We start from the raw sequence: 14,755 nt of genomic DNA, 5'->3' as shown, positions 1-14,755 counted from the left end.
CGGCAGTAGCCACAGAACGGTCTTGGATAAAAAGAAAGGGTCGGGCGAATACTCGCGCCGACCCTTCTTTGATTGCATCAGCAGGGTGCCAGTACATCCGTGGTCACCAGCAAAAGCCATCTGATAGATTGAATTTATGCGCCTCGTGAATTTTCGCAAGGATTAGGGGATGCTGATTTAGGGCTAGGTATGGGCGACCCGGTTGCCCGTCTTGCGGCACTACCAGGTGACAAACCGGCGCACGCCCTCTTGGACACCAAAAATGTCTTCTTGGACGGAGAAGGTTCAGTGCGTTCGGGTCACAAGCATGTGTCCAGCCGAGAGGTCAAAGTCCAGTCCCTCCCGTCCTGCGCGAGAGAAGTAATCGTCTGCCGCCTTTCGGCACCCTGACCAGTCCGAATAGGCGCGAAGTGCGACAGCGCCGCCGACGATGAGATGAGGCATAACCCGCTCTAGACAGGCGCTGACAGGCTCGTACCAATCAACATCGATATTGGCCAAAGCGACCGGCTCGGCGACTGTAAGCGTGTCTTGCACCTTACCCTTTATCAGTTGGACGTTGTTGGACTCGACGGGATAGCCAAACCTAGCGAAGTTGTTCGTCACTGTCGCCATCAGGTCATCATCATAGAGATAGTATTGCTCGCCTCCAAGGCCGACGGCTTCGCCGCCTTTGATTTCAGCGTACCGAGCTTTCATGTCGTCGCCATCGTGCTCCGAAGGCGGAGGGAGCATCTCGAACAGGTCGTACACGCGCATAGCGCGCTGAGGCGACTTGGCGGAACACATGAGAATTGCTGAACCGCCGCGCGCGCAACCTGCCTCAATGATCAACGCTCCGCTCGGGGCGGTACGACGCACTACCTCAAGCAATTGATGAAGTTGAGGATCAGTCGTGTAAGAAAGGTATTCGGCGCGCACCCTTGACCAAGCCTGTCGAACGGTCCTTGGGTAGGCGGTCCGACGGGCGCGTTCCAAAAGCGCGTTGAGGCGCCAACGCGCCCCACGCGCAACTCTATCTACTGCTTTCATAACGCGCACATCTACCCGCAACAGCGTCCGCCTCGGCGAAGCCTTACTGAACTCCCTACGACTCCCCTTGGCGGGGGAATCGTGTCTTGCCCTTCTCATCGATGTACTCCTCGTTGGCAAAGCTGATCTGTTTTCATGATACGATCATCTCTGGTCCTCACCCGCATACCTTCAAAGCGTTGACGGATAACTCAGCGGTTCATCACGACAAAGTAAGCCAAGAGGAGGGGGGTGCGGTCTTACATCCATTTCGGAAAAAGATTGACCGTCATCTGCTGCGCGCGGCGTTTCGGGAGCCTCTAATTTCAGAGCCTTCCGATGACTGTACGAAACCGGCGTTCTGCAACGACCTATCGAAAAGCTTTATAGACCCTTAGTAGGTTTCCCTCAACGGCCAATTGACCCGGCTTAGACCGCTTTTCGGCTACGTAGCGCTATCACTACCCGTTTGATTGCATCGGCGCGGCCATTCATACTCCAATTGGGGGTCTGTTGTTTCGCTCTTCCTGTGAATTGCCCCCCGGTCGATGTTCGGCAGAGAGATATGCTGCATCCAACTTATAACTGGTGACATGGCTGGCCGCCCGTCCCGCACGGTCGAAGGAAGCTGTCTCACCGCCTGCGGGAATCCATATGAAGACCGGAGTGAAGCGAGCTTTCGTTCTTGAGCTATTCAACAAGCAGGGCGGGCGCTGTTGTTACTGCGACCGCCTCATGGTCATCCTGCCTCGCGGCAAGGATCAGAACCGACCAGACGCCGCAACGCTCGAGCATCTAATGACAAATCGCCACAGGGGCTGGACGCGACGCGACAACATGGCGGCTGCTTGCCGCGAGTGCAATGGAATGCGCGGATCCGGAATGGACTGGCTGATGTTCAAGACTTACCGCCGTGGAGAGCTATGGGAGCTCATTGGCGGAGGCAAAGATTTCTAATTCGGCCCGCCCTGGCCGATAAGCGGTCAGCCGTAGTCGCCGCATGATGCGGCTGACCGCTCACTAACACCATAGGCCGGTGCGATCACCACCCGCGACTACACCAGCGGCGCGCCGGCTGGTTCTATTGACTGCATGCAAGAGTTCTGGTTTCGAATCATTGCAAGGACAAGGGGACTACCGATTTTTGCTAGGCGAAGCAGGGGGCGTCCCTTCAGTCGCTGATTTGAAATACGCGACGGTGGTCTCGATCCACTCCGCTCCAGGCACCTTGCCGAAGGCTGCGAGAGCGCCGGCCGTGGTGGCGGCCAGAAGAGTTGCGATAATAGCTTTAGCTACGAGCTTCCGACCCTCACTCGCAACTTCCTTGGCGAGCGCAGATTTGGCAGCGAGGGACCATAGGTTTTGCAGAGTGCCTGTCAGAGCAAGCACGTCGCGTTTGTCAGCCGCTTTGTCTTGCGTCCAGCCCACCACGGTATCGAGAGCGGCCGCTACGGCAGGATCTGTGTCCTGTTGCGCTTTAAGGCCTCGTACCAAAGCGAGCGTGCTTTGGGATAGCTCGACGACGGACTCTCGATCAATATCTGACGCATTCTCACGGAACATCCGCCAATCATCAAACTGCGAAGCGGCGGCAAAGACGAGCTCGACGTGGGATCGTAGTAGTTCGAAAAGCGTGGGCGACAGTTCCTCGACATCCCCCCGCAAAACCCGACCACAGGTCTGGTTATACATTCCTACCTGAATGATGTTAGCACGGGCCCCGAGCTTGTCCTGGAGTGACTTGAACGCTTCCCTCAGACGCGGCGAACAGTTCGACTGAGCCAACTGCTCACCAACATAAACGCCCTTCTCGGTGGCCGCTTCTAATGCTGCCGCAGCAATATCCCTATCGCGCTCTCGAGTTCTAAGAGGCTGATCAACCACGACGACGCGTTCGCCTTCAAAGCCAAACTGAAAAGCTGCCGGCTTCTGACCAGGCACGGCCTCAAGCATCTCTTCGGGGCCGAGGCGATTCAGGCCGATCTTCATGCCGAGCAGCAGATTACGCAAACTCGATCGGTCCATATCATGGATCGGAATGACAGAAAGCATTAGCTCCAGCGCGGCAATGTCCGAACTTCGCAAGGTATCGACTTTGCTGAGAAGTCGCTGCACCTCGGTCCGGAGCCCTGACAGGTTTGCTGTGAAGTGGTCCTTCCTTGCGCGTTGCATCCGCGCGACGCGAGTATCCAGTTCCTGCAGCAGGTTGCGAAGTTTGTCTGGCTTCATCGTTTTCCTATCACCATGAATGCCCAGGGAGTGTACGGTGATGAAGCGCAGGGTGCTAGAAGATCCCGCACGGTCGGAGTTATCCACAGGAGTCGAACCGCAGAAAACACGTTCCAAATGCGGGGAGGGGATGTATGGGGAAGAAAGCGCCTGCATTCGGAATTATCAACGAAACAGGCGCTTAACTTGAAAAATGGCTCCCCGGGCCGGATTCGAACCGGCGACCTGTCGATTAACAGTCGAATGCTCTACCGCTGAGCTACCAGGGATCACTGCTTGGCGCGGTGTGAGTGGGCTAATACAAACGCTTTCCCGATTTGCCAAGCGGTTTTTTCAAAAAAATGAAATGAACTTGTATTTGGGATGCCTGCGCCCATCTCTGGGGAATGACAAACGTGAATGATCGTCAGGAGACGAGAGGCGGCGAGAAGCGCAAGGCAAGGGCAGTGCGCTTCGGCATCGATCATGCAAGCGGCAGGCTTATGCTCGGCTCTTTCAGCATCGGCATGCCACGCTCGCGCATCGCGCGGATGGCACTCGGCATGGCCCTCATTTTCTGCGGCGTGTTGGGTTTCCTGCCCATCCTCGGCTTCTGGATGCTGCCGCTCGGTTTCCTCGTGCTCTCGCACGATCTGCCGTTCGCGCGCCGGCTTCGGCGTCGGCTGGCGGTCTGGTGGCACAGGCGGCGAAAACCGGCTGGCTGACGGTCGCCCCAGTGAACGGGTCCGTGGAACAGTGGAGCGCTTTTCGCATTCGTGGTTTATGAAGCGTAGGTGTCCCACAATGGTCCAGGTGAGGAAATGAAGCTATTTTTTGTGGTTGTCCTCTCAGCGGCGAGCATCCTCTCCGGCGTGCCCGCCGAGGCCCAGGGTGTCGACAGCGGCGGTTTCGACGCCCGTGGCATCTGCCGCCGGCCCGAAGGCTGCGTGGTCGATCACGGCCAACGCGGCTATAGCGGACCTCGCAACTATCGCAATTTCAACGGCCGGAATGAGCGCGATGGGAGGAACGACCGCGAGCGGGACAATCGGCGCTACCGTTCTCAGAACAGGAGCGACAATTTCGACGCCGGAACCAGCCGCCTTGTCGCAGGCCCTGAGATTGGGCTGCAAATTCGCGTCTAGTTGGATCTGAGTTCGCTTTCCTCGAAAACCCCGCCGTGGTCCGGATCGAGGCCGGTCGTCATCAGCAGGCTGCAGGCGGCAAGGAGAAGGACGAGCTTCACTGCGTAGGACGCCACGGAGGCCGGTTGTCGAGGACCCGGTGATACGCGAGACGGCGCTATATAGTACTGGTAATAGAAGTATGGATCATCCGTTTCCAGCAGGTTCTGGTGGACGTGCGGCGGAATATCCGCATGTTTCACCGGCGGAGAACCAGGGAATTTTACATGCAGATCCCGGGTTTCGGCGTCGTATGCTGCACGCACGCGCTTCGATTTGAGGGCAGCCCAATCCATCGCAAGCTCCTATACCCTCCCGAGGGCAATTGAGTCCCGGACGGTGATCGAAGTCAAGTCAAGAATTTGTTTCAAATGCCATCATTGGCAGGAAATGGGGCATCGTAACGGCCGTGGAAATTCCAGCCCGCGCCCGCTCCGTTTCGGGATGGAAAAATGGTCGTTTCGGCAACTGCGGAATAGCGTTTTTCCGAAATGCCCTCTTGCGATTTCCTTACGATCATTCTAAACGCTCGCCACGGCTCAGATAACGAGCGCGTGAGGCCTCGTGGCGGAGTGGTGACGCAGAGGACTGCAAATCCTTGTACCCCGGTTCAATTCCGGGCGAGGCCTCCAAACTCTTTCGCCATTGAAAACATATAGTTACCGCATTTATACGCGGTATCGCGCCGTCCGTGGTGTCGCATTCATGTTGCCGGCAGTTACCCTGCAATTCCGGGGATCTCTGGGTTTCCGGCGAATCCGCGCGATATGAAAAGCAACATGAGAACCCAATGAATGTTTCTTGGGCGTGACCATTAGTCGGTGAGACCCTGGGAAACTGGGAATCAATTCTCAATCCGACTAACAGCGATTTACAAACTGTGCGAGCGTGCTCCTGCGCGAATCTTAGGAGTAGTCAGATGGCCGACCAGTGGACCTGTCCTTTCTGCAACCATCACCAAGTCGTAACTGAGAATTTTCAGTCTTCGTTTTCGAAGTTTCATATCGGCAAATCGAAACATGGCGACACTGGCTTGGCGCATACCGCGACCCGTTGCGTCAACCCTGATTGCAATGAAGTCGCACTGTCTGTCAGGTTCGTCAAAGCCATATCTGGAAATAACGGCTGGGGTATTCAAAGAGGTATCGAGGAGTGGGAGCTGCGACCGAGTAACTCTTCCAAGCTCCAGCCAGATTACATCCCCTTAGCCCTTCGAGAGGACTATTTTGAAGCCTGCGCGATCCGCAATACCAGTCCAAAAGCCTCGGCGACGCTAGCGCGGCGCTGCCTGCAGGGAATGATCCGGGATTTTTGTGGTATCGCCAAGGGCCGCCTAATAGATGAGATTAAGGAACTAAATCAGCGCCTAGACGGCGGGACGGCTCCGCGCGGCGTGGAACCGGAGACTGTCGAAGCGATCGACGCCGTGCGCGGCATCGGTAACATCGGCGCTCACATGGAAAAAGACATCAACCTCGTCATTGATGTCGACCCCGGTGAAGCGCAGGCCTTAATTGAACTGATCGAGATGCTTTTTGACGAGTGGTATGTGGCGCGACACAAGCGCGAGCAAAGATTGGCGGCGGTTAAAGCCATTGCTGCTGAAAAGAAAGCTGCAATCGCGACAGGCCGGGCGCAGATCGCAGAGAATGCTCCGACTGTAGACGACGAAGCTCCCGTCATTGAAGTGGGAACGCGGAAGTTGACGTAGGGGAACCCGCCGTCGATCGGCCGGGCATCATCGGCTACGAGGAAAAACTCAGGCCTCCGGCTCGATGATCTCGGTGACATCGAGAATGCGATAGATCGCAGGCCGCCCGCCCGTCGAACGGACTTCAACGTTGACCTGGAATACGCACTCGAAAGGATTGTGGTGTACGCCCAGGATCGCCCGCTTCGCTTGCTCGCTTGAGAACTGGAGCTTTACGGGCTTGCTCGATATCGTCTCGATGATGCCGCGGTCGCCGGTCTTCGACGTCGCATCATTCTTCACCTGCTCCAGGACGAGTAGCTGATCAGGCATCATCTTCGAGGCCGGCAACTGTGGACCGAGGAAGCGCGTCACGCCGTTCTGGACCGCGTTCGCTTCCATGCCGTTGATCATGAAGTGCTGGTGATGATGGATGTGGACGATCCCGCCCTCCGTCACGTTCATGTTCATCTGCGACCCAAAGTCTTTTGCCACAGGCTCGACGATCTGTGCGATCTGCTTCGCCTGGCGCTGGCTCGGCTCCTCCTTCGGCTTGGAGTTGTTGCCCAGGAAGTAATTCGCGAGATCGTTGGTGTTGGCAACGAAACCCCCGAACACCTCCGCATGCTCCAGGAGCCATTGCGATTGCTCCGCGATTGCGATGAGATCCGCGATGACACTGGAGGAGCGTATCTCCTTCACGTAAAGGCGCAGATTGTCAGGCCGCGGATCGCCAGCACGATTTGCGAAATCCTTGAAGGATTCAGCAAGCGCCATGAAACTTAGAGTTAGGTCGAAGAGTTCGATCGGTTTGGTATTGTTGAATTCTATTCTCAGCACAGAATCATCTCGATCCATGGTGCGCTCCCCTTTTGATTGTAGGAGAGCGCAGTTTTGGAATTTTGCCAAGTGGGCGGCCGGACTTCAATCCAAGACGGCAAACCTAACTTGGTTCAACATTCCACCGTCGATTGGCTTGCCGTCTTCCAACCGGATCTCCTCAGGCTGCCTTGAGCAGAGCCGCGCGCTGTGCGCGGCTCATTGCCGATCGGCCAGCGTTCGCGCCGCTGGATCATCTCGCCGACCTGGCTCCGAGTGCTCATTGGCAGTTTTCCATACGAGCGATCATTTTGGATGCACGGCGAAAGACACCTGTGAAAGTCTGGCGCCGGTTTCGTTGCTCAACATACAACTACTGTAAGGGAAAATGTTGCATACTGTACAAGTCCAGCCGGAGTTGTGTGCAACAAATCGCGGCGCGGCATGCGCTTAGCTTGGCTGTTCGGCAGCCGGTCGTTCGCATGTAAATGTTGCTTTGAAAAATAAGAAGTATAGCATCAGAAAATTATTGAGGGGGCAAAATGTGAAGTTAGTATCTCTAGCCGTGGTGACAGCATTTGTGGCATTTCCGATTTCTGTAGCTGATGCACAGCAGTCCCAGGGGATTTATCAGTATAAAGCGGCGATGAGCAGGCTATTTCTTGGTGGTTACAGGGCTATGCCTGTCTATCGAGCAAACCCCGTGTGGCCGGGAGATGTGATCCAAATGGACAACGAAAGTATTATTGTGACTGACTGCTTTGCAGGTCAGAAAGGCGGTAACTACATAGAGATCAGGAATGCCGGCGACACCGTTACTGTGGGAACTGGCGTTGACGTCGATCTCGCCGGCTCCGCACTTAGTGCGCGATTGGCTGCTCTCAAAGCCAGCGGGCATGTACAAATTTCTGATGAAATAAAGATTAGTGCAACGCCTCTCTCGCACGATCCTATCGAAGGTGGAGAAAGCGCGCTTTTGAAGTGGAATCGTGCGAAGTCCAATTGCGCCATAATCGAAGATTTGTACCATGGCCGCCAGAGTAAATATCTTCTGGTGGGGGAAGTTCTGCATGGAAAAGTCCGCTTTGAGATCACCGGGCATGTGGACGCGGGAGGTAATCTTCAAGCTAAGGCGAGGCTAGAAGGCATAATTCCGGTAGAGTTGAACGTCTCAACTAAGGTCTCTCTTGATTCATTGATGGTAACAACGTCAAAGGATGAAATGACGTTGGCGGTTATTCCAGCTCATTACAATGCAAGCGAGGTCGCGAGGATCACGGAATACCTGAGAGGGGAACGCGGGGCACAGCTTGAGATCGCGGTTCAGCAGGCTCTCCGCGCGCGGGATATCGGTGAATGGAATAAGATTTCGATATTTCTCTACACGTATCTCGGTACGGAAGTTGCCCGACGCAATGACTGGGTGGAGCGGTTGATTGCAGGGAGCGATATGATTCCCACCGAAAAACTCACGAATGACGACTTTAAGGCCGTCAGCCTATACGGAGCGGCCATGAATATAGCTCAGGGTGCACCCATGTAAGTGGTATGCTAGTCATTGTACCGATCTTCCGATCGGGAATGCGTTGCGAAATATCGTAATTGGCCGCTCGTCCGGATCTCTTGGGGGCGCCGAATGATCGCCGCTTGGAATTCTTCTTCCCAATGCAACTACTTGGCTTCTCCTAGCTGCGAAAAAGCAAGCTCGGAGGTGGCAGCAATCATTGATTTTAAAAGCGATATTTCAGTAAAGGGTAGCGAAAATTAAGCTAACACTGGATCAGCATGCTTTTGCTCTTCTGGGCGATTCCCTCGATTTGTCTCTGCATGGCATAGTTCGTCCGAAATGCAGCTAAATCGGTGTTGGCGTCTTGAGGCGTGAACCCTACCAGACCCGCTGGCCGGGCGAAAAATCGAACTGTAACGGATTGATTCCCGTGAGGCGGTAGAGCGCCTTCATGCCACCTTTCCGGATTTGCGCCTGATATTGCAGATCGCTCAATTCAGGCCCCTCATCGATGTCGGGACCGGCGCCGAGCCGCCGCCGCATGCCTTGCGACGAAATGCGGGTGAAGCTGCGAATCTCGCCGCTGCTGTATTTGATCAGCAGCAGTCGGGCATCGGCATTGTAGTGAAGCGCTTCTATTCCGCGCGATTGGATCATAAAGGTTTGCATGCGCACACCCATAGGGAAAGGCGAGGGCGCCGCAACAAAATGGTTGACGTAACGTTAATGCGCGTGCGTCCTGTCAAGGACTGGATTTGAAAGGAATCGACGCATGTCGGACCTGCGCCGGGCATCATTGCCGCAAGCGCCATGCAGAGTATCTCTAAGCGCGTTTCGACGCTTTATCGCTTCCAAGTCGTTTCGCCGTCCAGCAGCCCGCAGCAGAATATGCCGACGAGTGCTGCGACGATGAAGAAATCGAATAGCGTGAAATACTCGAAAATCGCAGACATCGCCTGCTCCTCCTATTTCCTCCGCTGCAGATCATAACATGAAGGGCTAAACGATTCCACGCTGGAGTTGCAGCGTCCATCCTGCCCCTGTGGCGCGGAAGAGGCGCCTGCCGGATTCTTTTCGCCGGCGCTCGCCAAGCCTTGAAAGCATCCGTGGCGGGGATTAAGAGACGAGGGACAGGAACCGCTTTTTCAAGAGCGAGAGGACATGATGGATTTCGAAGCAGCGCGCGTAAAGATGGTCGATACCCAGGTTCGCACGACGGACGTTACCTCGCATTCCGTGCTGACGGCGTTTCTCACGGTGCCGCGTGAGGCTTTCGTGCCGGAGAAGGCGAAGCTGCTGGCTTATATCGACAACGACGTCGAGATCTTCGCAGCCGCACCGGGAAAGCCGGCCCGCTTCCTGATGGAAGCGTCGCCGCTTGCCAAGCTGCTGCAGCTGGCAGCGATCACCAAGGACGACTTCGTGCTCGAGGTTGGATGCGGCACGGGTTACACTTCGGCGCTGTTGTCGATCATTGCCGGCTCCGTCATCGCGCTCGAATGCGACGAGACGCTGGCCACTGAAGCGAAGGCGCAGCTTGCCAGCTACGCCAAGGTCGAGGTCGTGACCGGCCCGCTCGAACAGGGCTACGCTGCCGGTGCTCCCTATGATCTGATCTTCATCAACGGCGCAGTCGAAGAGGTTTCGGCGGCCCTTCTCGGTCAATTGCGCGATGGTGGCCGTCTGATCACCGTCGAAGGTTACGGCAATGCCGCCCGCGCCAAGGTCTTCGTCGCCGAGCGCGGCGCCATTTCGGAAAATGTCTTCTTCAATGCCTCGGTCAAGCCGCTGCCAGGTTTCGCCAAGGCGCGTGAATTCGTTTTCTGACATCGTTCGTGTCGATGACATTCAGCAACGGGCGCCATCGGCGCCCGTTTTTTTTCAACGCCGCTGGAAAGCCTTCACAAACATCATCTACGCTGATGCCGCCACGGCGGCTCGGACGGATGTTATGCGCTTCAACTTCGGTTTCATGGGATGTTTCCGCTGCAAAATCGCAACAGGCTTTGCGCGTGGCTAACATCAGGTAACAAAACTGTGCATGGCCGCATTCATTTGATTCGCGATGATTTTTTTCACGCCTGGGGTATTCTAAGGTCGTGGTGATTCGGATGAATGCTCCACACCATCCGGTCGTTGTTTTGGGATAACGGGGATAGAAATGGCTCAGCCAAGTGTAGCGCGTGAACCGTCCATGGAAGAAATTCTGGCCTCCATCCGCCAGATCATCGAAAGCAATGAGCCCGGCGCCGGCAAGGCGATTTCCGCATCCCTGCCGCCGGTCTACGGCGCCGACGAGGATGACAATGGCTCCGAAATTCATCTGACGGTCGACGATACATATGCCGGCGTGGAATTCCCCGAACCGGTCATGCGCTCCTCCGATCCGCGTTTCGTCGCCGCCAATTCGGCCGGCACCGCCCCCGAAGCAGAAGTTCCGGCCCGCGCTCTGTCGCTTGCCGATGTCGCCGCCCGCGTGCGCGCCGCCTCCGAGCGCAGCGCCGTGCAGGCCGGTCAGGCCCTGCGCGAAATTCCGAGCGGCTTCCGTCAGCCCGAACCGCAGCCGGCCGTAATGCCGGAACCGCCGCGCGCCGCGGCACCGCAACCCCAGCCGCAGCCGGCACAGCCTGTTTTCCCGGATGCCGCAGCGTCCATCCGGCATGTTGCGATCCAGCAGCCGGCTGAGCCGGTGTTCACGGAAACGCAAAGGGTTGCCGTCGCCGAGCCTGCGCCTGCCGTCGAAACAGCGCTGCCGGCTATGGAACCCACTCAGTCGTCGACCGAGCGTTTCCTGCCGAGCGTTATGGATGAGGTCCAGCCGACGCTGCTTTCGGAGGGCGCCGGCCTGCAGATCAGCCGCTCCTTCGAGGAGCTCGCCGCCGCGATCGACGGTGCCGAGCGCCGCTCGCTGGACGAGATCGCAGAGGACATGCTGCGCCCGATGCTGCGTGAGTGGCTTGATGATAATCTGCCGACACTGGTCGAGCGGTTGGTGCGCGAGGAAATCGAGCGCGTGGCGCGCGGCCCGCGCCGCTGATCGGATTGCTTTTTCCTGAAAAGCCGCTCCGGTCTCCGGGGCGGCTTTTTTATTGACTTGGCCGTGACCATCCTATTTACAAACGGCCATCCTCGAACCTCGAAATTGGTCAGAAAATGCTCGACAAGACCTATGATTCCGCTGCCGTCGAACCGAAAATCGCCGCGATATGGGATGAGGCGGACGCTTTCCGCGCCGGCGCAAATGCCAAAGCCGGGGCCGAGACCTTCACCATCGTGATCCCGCCGCCGAATGTCACCGGTTCGCTGCACATGGGCCACGCGCTGAACAACACGCTGCAGGACATCCTGGTGCGCTTCGAGCGCATGCGCGGCAAGGACGTGCTCTGGCAGCCGGGCATGGACCACGCCGGCATCGCCACGCAGATGGTCGTCGAGCGCAAGCTGATGGAACAGCAGCTGCCGGGCCGCCGCGACATGGGCCGCGAAGCCTTCATCGACAAGATTTGGGAGTGGAAGGCCGAATCGGGCGGCCTGATCTTCAACCAGCTGAAGCGTCTTGGTGCGTCATGCGACTGGTCGCGCGAACGTTTCACCATGGACGAAGGCCTCTCGAAGGCCGTGCTCGAGGTTTTCGTCAGACTCTACAAGGAAGGGCTGATCTACAAGGACAAGCGTCTGGTCAATTGGGATCCGAAGCTGCTGACGGCGATTTCCGATATCGAAGTCGAGCAGCACGAGGTCAAGGGCAATCTCTGGCACCTGCGCTATCCGCTGGAAAAGGGCGTAACCTACCAATACCCGATTGCATTCGATGAGGAAGGCAAGCCGACCGAATTCGAGACGCGCGATTATGTGGTCGTCGCAACGACACGACCGGAGACCATGCTGGGCGATACCGGTGTTGCCGTCAATCCGAAGGACGAACGCTATCAGGGCATTGTCGGCAAGCATGTCATTCTGCCGATCGTCGGCCGCAGAATTCCGATCGTTGCTGACGATTATGCCGATCCGGCTGCCGGCACCGGCGCGGTGAAGATAACGCCCGCGCACGATTTCAACGACTTCGACGTCGGCAAGCGCGCAGGTCTTCGCGTCATCAATATTATGAACGGCGACGGCACGATCACCATCAAGGACAATGAGGACTTTCTTGAAGGTCTCGACAATCCGGCGGCGCTGCACGGCGCCTGGGACCGCCTGGAAGGCCAGGACCGCTTCTATGCGCGCAAGGTCATCGTCGAGATTTTCGAAGAGGCGGGCCTCGTCGACAAGATCGAGCCGCACAAGCACATGGTTCCGCACGGCGACCGCGGCGGCGTGCCGATCGAGCCGCGGCTGACCGAACAGTGGTATGTGGATGCCAAGACGCTCGCCGAACCGGCGATCGCCTCGGTCCGCGAAGGTCGCACCAGGATGGTGCCGAAGAGCTGGGACAAGACCTATTACGAATGGATGGAAAACATCCAGCCCTGGTGTATCTCCCGTCAGCTCTGGTGGGGTCACCAGATCCCCGCCTGGTACGGCCCGGACGGCCAGGTCTTCGTCGAAAAGACCGAGGAAGAGGCGCTGCAGGCGGCGATCCAGCATTACCTTTCGCACGAGGGGCCGATGAAGGCCTATGTCGAGGACCTGCTTGAAAACTTCAAGCCGGGCGAGATCCTGACGCGTGACGAGGACGTGCTCGACACCTGGTTCTCCTCAGCACTCTGGCCTTTCTCGACGCTCGGCTGGCCGGACGAGACGCCCGAACTGGCGCGTTATTACCCGACCAACGTTCTCGTCACCGGCTTCGATATCATCTTCTTCTGGGTTGCCCGCATGATGATGATGGGCCTGCACCTTATGAAGGATGAGGACGGCGAACCCGTCGAGCCCTTCCAGACCGTCTATGTCCACGCACTGGTGCGCGACAAGAATGGGCAGAAGATGTCGAAGTCGAAGGGCAACGTCATCGATCCCTTGGAACTGATCGACGAATACGGCGCCGACGCGCTGCGGTTCACCCTGGCGATCATGGCGGCGCAGGGCCGCGACGTGAAGCTTGATCCGGCCCGCATCGCCGGCTACCGTAATTTCGGCACCAAGCTCTGGAACGCCACGCGCTTCGCCGAGATGAACGGCGCGAAGAGCGACCCGCACTTCGTGCCGGAGGCCGCCGAGCTCACCATCAATCGCTGGATCCTGACGGAACTTGCCCGTACGGAACGCGACGTTACGGAAGCACTCGAAGCCTTCCGCTTCAACGATGCTGCCGGCGCGCTCTACCGCTTCGTCTGGAACGAGGTCTGCGACTGGTATCTCGAACTGTTGAAGCCGGTCTTCAACGGCGAGGACGAGGGTGCCAAGGCGGAAGCCCAGGCCTGCAGCGCCTATATTCTCGAAGAGATCTACAAGCTGCTGCATCCCTTCATGCCGTTCATGACCGAAGAGCTTTGGGCCCATACGGCAGGTGAAGGCAAAGAGCGCGACAGATTGGTCTGCCACGCCGAATGGCCAGCGCCGTCCTATGCCGATGACGGGGCCGCCGACGAGATCAACTGGCTGATCGACCTGGTTTCCGGCATCCGCTCGGTGCGTGCTGAGACGAACGTGCCGCCATCGGCGACGGCCCCGCTCGTCGTCGTCAAGGCCAACAACCTGACGCGTGAAAGGCTGTTCCGCCACGACGCCGCCATCAAGCGCCTTGCGCGCATCGAGGCGATATCGCTGGCTGACGATGCGCCGAAGGGTGCCGCTCAGATCGTCATCGCCGAGGCCACCATCTGCCTGCCGCTCGGCAAGCTGATCGACCTTTCCGCCGAAAAGGCTCGTCTGGAAAAAGCGATTGCCAAGATGGAGGGCGAGATCTCCCGCATCGACGGCAAGCTCTCCAACGAGAAGTTCGTCGCCAACGCCAATCCCGAAGTGGTCGAGGCCGAGCGTGATCGCCTCGAGGAACTGAAGGGTCAGATCGCGAGCCTGAGGATCGCTCTTTCCAGGGTGAGCGAAGCCGGGTAAGTTTCACCGACCCATTTTGGTAAGTTATTTCAAAGACGCGCCCTCTGTCGGCGCGTCTTTTTGTCGTTCTGGGTGTATGCGATTCGGTCATGAAAACGGCTGGTTTCAGGCGCGGAGCCTGTGGATTGTGGCTGAATGGGCATCCAGTGGGCGAAAACTGCCACTGTTGTCGGATTGATACAGCTTCTGCAATGTTTGGAATGAAAACCCAAAAGCCCAACCGAAATTCGATAAGCCTGGAATAAAATTTTATTAACCAGGTTTTTTGACGTGTCCGTCAATTTCTTTACGTAAATTGACAGTCGCAATGGTTAGAGGCGCTGCCGTGGGGCGCGTTGC

The 14,755-nt window shown here is 57.3% G+C and carries 13 protein-coding genes and 2 tRNA genes; 8 read left to right on the top strand and 7 right to left on the bottom strand.

Annotation, left to right across the window (positions count from 1 at the left end; all coding sequences use genetic code 11):
* Positions 1-285 precede the first annotated feature (285 nt).
* From FFM53_RS03090 to FFM53_RS03075, 3 genes are all read right to left on the bottom strand, one after another.
* Positions 286-921: a TylF/MycF/NovP-related O-methyltransferase gene (locus FFM53_RS03090; protein WP_173883533.1), complete on the bottom strand. Its 636-nt coding sequence runs from the start codon at positions 919-921 to the stop codon at positions 286-288.
* Positions 922-2,145: 1,224 nt separating this feature from the next.
* On the bottom strand, positions 2,146-3,396 hold the full coding sequence (locus tag FFM53_RS03080) for a hypothetical protein (RefSeq protein ID WP_138391134.1): 1,251 nt from the start codon (positions 3,394-3,396) through the stop codon (positions 2,146-2,148).
* Between the two features lie 38 nt (positions 3,397-3,434).
* Positions 3,435-3,509: transfer RNA gene (locus FFM53_RS03075), tRNA-Asn, on the bottom strand.
* Between the two features lie 117 nt (positions 3,510-3,626).
* On the opposite strand from FFM53_RS03075, the gene FFM53_RS03070 reads away from it, so the two are divergent.
* Both FFM53_RS03070 and FFM53_RS03065 read left to right on the top strand, forming a co-directional pair.
* Positions 3,627-3,944 (top strand): hypothetical protein, encoded by a 318-nt coding sequence (locus FFM53_RS03070; protein WP_138391133.1) that lies wholly within the window; start codon positions 3,627-3,629, stop codon positions 3,942-3,944.
* A 96-nt stretch (positions 3,945-4,040) separates the two neighbouring features.
* Entirely contained in the window at positions 4,041-4,364 is a 324-nt protein-coding gene (locus FFM53_RS03065; RefSeq protein WP_138391132.1) for a hypothetical protein, read from the top strand.
* Here FFM53_RS03065 and FFM53_RS03060 read toward each other — a convergent pair.
* Entirely contained in the window at positions 4,361-4,699 is a 339-nt protein-coding gene (locus tag FFM53_RS03060) for a KTSC domain-containing protein (protein ID WP_138391131.1), read from the bottom strand. The two genes, FFM53_RS03065 and FFM53_RS03060, sit on opposite strands and share 4 nt — an antisense overlap.
* Before the next feature lie 262 nt (positions 4,700-4,961).
* Here FFM53_RS03060 and FFM53_RS03055 point away from each other — a divergent pair.
* Positions 4,962-5,035: transfer RNA gene (locus tag FFM53_RS03055), tRNA-Cys, on the top strand.
* Positions 5,036-5,322: 287 nt separating this feature from the next.
* On the top strand, positions 5,323-6,114 hold the full coding sequence (locus FFM53_RS03050) for a DUF4145 domain-containing protein (RefSeq protein ID WP_210273016.1): 792 nt from the start codon (positions 5,323-5,325) through the stop codon (positions 6,112-6,114).
* Positions 6,115-6,162: 48 nt separating this feature from the next.
* On the opposite strand, the gene FFM53_RS03045 is transcribed toward FFM53_RS03050, so the two are convergent.
* Both FFM53_RS03045 and FFM53_RS03040 read right to left on the bottom strand, forming a co-directional pair.
* The gene (locus FFM53_RS03045) at positions 6,163-6,951 is read right to left on the bottom strand and encodes a hypothetical protein (protein ID WP_138391130.1); all 789 of its coding nucleotides are present in this window, start codon (positions 6,949-6,951) and stop codon (positions 6,163-6,165) included.
* Between the two features lie 95 nt (positions 6,952-7,046).
* Positions 7,047-7,196, bottom strand: coding sequence for a hypothetical protein (locus tag FFM53_RS03040; protein WP_173883532.1), 150 nt, complete (start codon positions 7,194-7,196; stop codon positions 7,047-7,049).
* 260 nt (positions 7,197-7,456) lie between these two features.
* On the opposite strand from FFM53_RS03040, the gene FFM53_RS03035 reads away from it, so the two are divergent.
* Entirely contained in the window at positions 7,457-8,455 is a 999-nt protein-coding gene (locus FFM53_RS03035) for a hypothetical protein (protein WP_173883531.1), read from the top strand.
* 342 nt (positions 8,456-8,797) lie between these two features.
* On the opposite strand, the gene FFM53_RS03030 is transcribed toward FFM53_RS03035, so the two are convergent.
* Positions 8,798-9,100, bottom strand: coding sequence for a hypothetical protein (locus tag FFM53_RS03030; RefSeq protein ID WP_138391128.1), 303 nt, complete (start codon positions 9,098-9,100; stop codon positions 8,798-8,800).
* A gap of 480 nt (positions 9,101-9,580) precedes the next feature.
* Between FFM53_RS03030 and FFM53_RS03025 the strand changes: the two genes are divergently transcribed.
* The 3 genes from FFM53_RS03025 to FFM53_RS03015 all read left to right on the top strand — a co-directional run bounded on the left by FFM53_RS03025 (position 9,581) and on the right by FFM53_RS03015 (position 14,416).
* The gene (locus FFM53_RS03025; protein ID WP_173883530.1) at positions 9,581-10,246 is read left to right on the top strand and encodes a protein-L-isoaspartate O-methyltransferase family protein; all 666 of its coding nucleotides are present in this window, start codon (positions 9,581-9,583) and stop codon (positions 10,244-10,246) included.
* 334 nt (positions 10,247-10,580) lie between these two features.
* Positions 10,581-11,456, top strand: coding sequence for a PopZ family protein (locus FFM53_RS03020; RefSeq protein WP_138391126.1), 876 nt, complete (start codon positions 10,581-10,583; stop codon positions 11,454-11,456).
* 116 nt (positions 11,457-11,572) lie between these two features.
* Positions 11,573-14,416 carry a valine--tRNA ligase gene (locus tag FFM53_RS03015; RefSeq protein WP_138391125.1) on the top strand — a complete coding sequence of 948 codons (2,844 nt, stop codon included), beginning with the start codon at positions 11,573-11,575 and terminating at the stop codon, positions 14,414-14,416.
* The last annotated feature ends 339 nt before the right edge of the window (positions 14,417-14,755 follow it).

Source organism: Rhizobium indicum (assembly GCF_005862305.2).
GTDB classification, from domain to species: Bacteria; Pseudomonadota; Alphaproteobacteria; order Rhizobiales; family Rhizobiaceae; genus Rhizobium; species Rhizobium indicum.
This window is presented reverse-complemented; position numbering and strand designations above follow the sequence as displayed.

Excerpts from the sequence above, each read along its gene's own strand:
- FFM53_RS03080 (WP_138391134.1), bottom strand. The coding sequence starts at position 3,396 with ATGCAGGCGCTTTCTTCCCCATACATCCCCTCCCCGCATTTGGAACGT.
- FFM53_RS03070 (WP_138391133.1), top strand. The coding sequence starts at position 3,627 with ATGACAAACGTGAATGATCGTCAGGAGACGAGAGGCGGCGAGAAGCGC.
- FFM53_RS03065 (WP_138391132.1), top strand. The coding sequence starts at position 4,041 with ATGAAGCTATTTTTTGTGGTTGTCCTCTCAGCGGCGAGCATCCTCTCC.
- FFM53_RS03060 (WP_138391131.1), bottom strand. The coding sequence starts at position 4,699 with ATGGATTGGGCTGCCCTCAAATCGAAGCGCGTGCGTGCAGCATACGAC.
- FFM53_RS03050 (WP_210273016.1), top strand. The coding sequence starts at position 5,323 with ATGGCCGACCAGTGGACCTGTCCTTTCTGCAACCATCACCAAGTCGTA.
- FFM53_RS03045 (WP_138391130.1), bottom strand. The coding sequence starts at position 6,951 with ATGGATCGAGATGATTCTGTGCTGAGAATAGAATTCAACAATACCAAA.
- FFM53_RS03040 (WP_173883532.1), bottom strand. The coding sequence starts at position 7,196 with ATGAGCACTCGGAGCCAGGTCGGCGAGATGATCCAGCGGCGCGAACGC.
- FFM53_RS03030 (WP_138391128.1), bottom strand. The coding sequence starts at position 9,100 with ATGGGTGTGCGCATGCAAACCTTTATGATCCAATCGCGCGGAATAGAA.
- FFM53_RS03025 (WP_173883530.1), top strand. The coding sequence starts at position 9,581 with ATGATGGATTTCGAAGCAGCGCGCGTAAAGATGGTCGATACCCAGGTT.
- FFM53_RS03020 (WP_138391126.1), top strand. The coding sequence starts at position 10,581 with ATGGCTCAGCCAAGTGTAGCGCGTGAACCGTCCATGGAAGAAATTCTG.
- FFM53_RS03015 (WP_138391125.1), top strand. The coding sequence starts at position 11,573 with ATGCTCGACAAGACCTATGATTCCGCTGCCGTCGAACCGAAAATCGCC.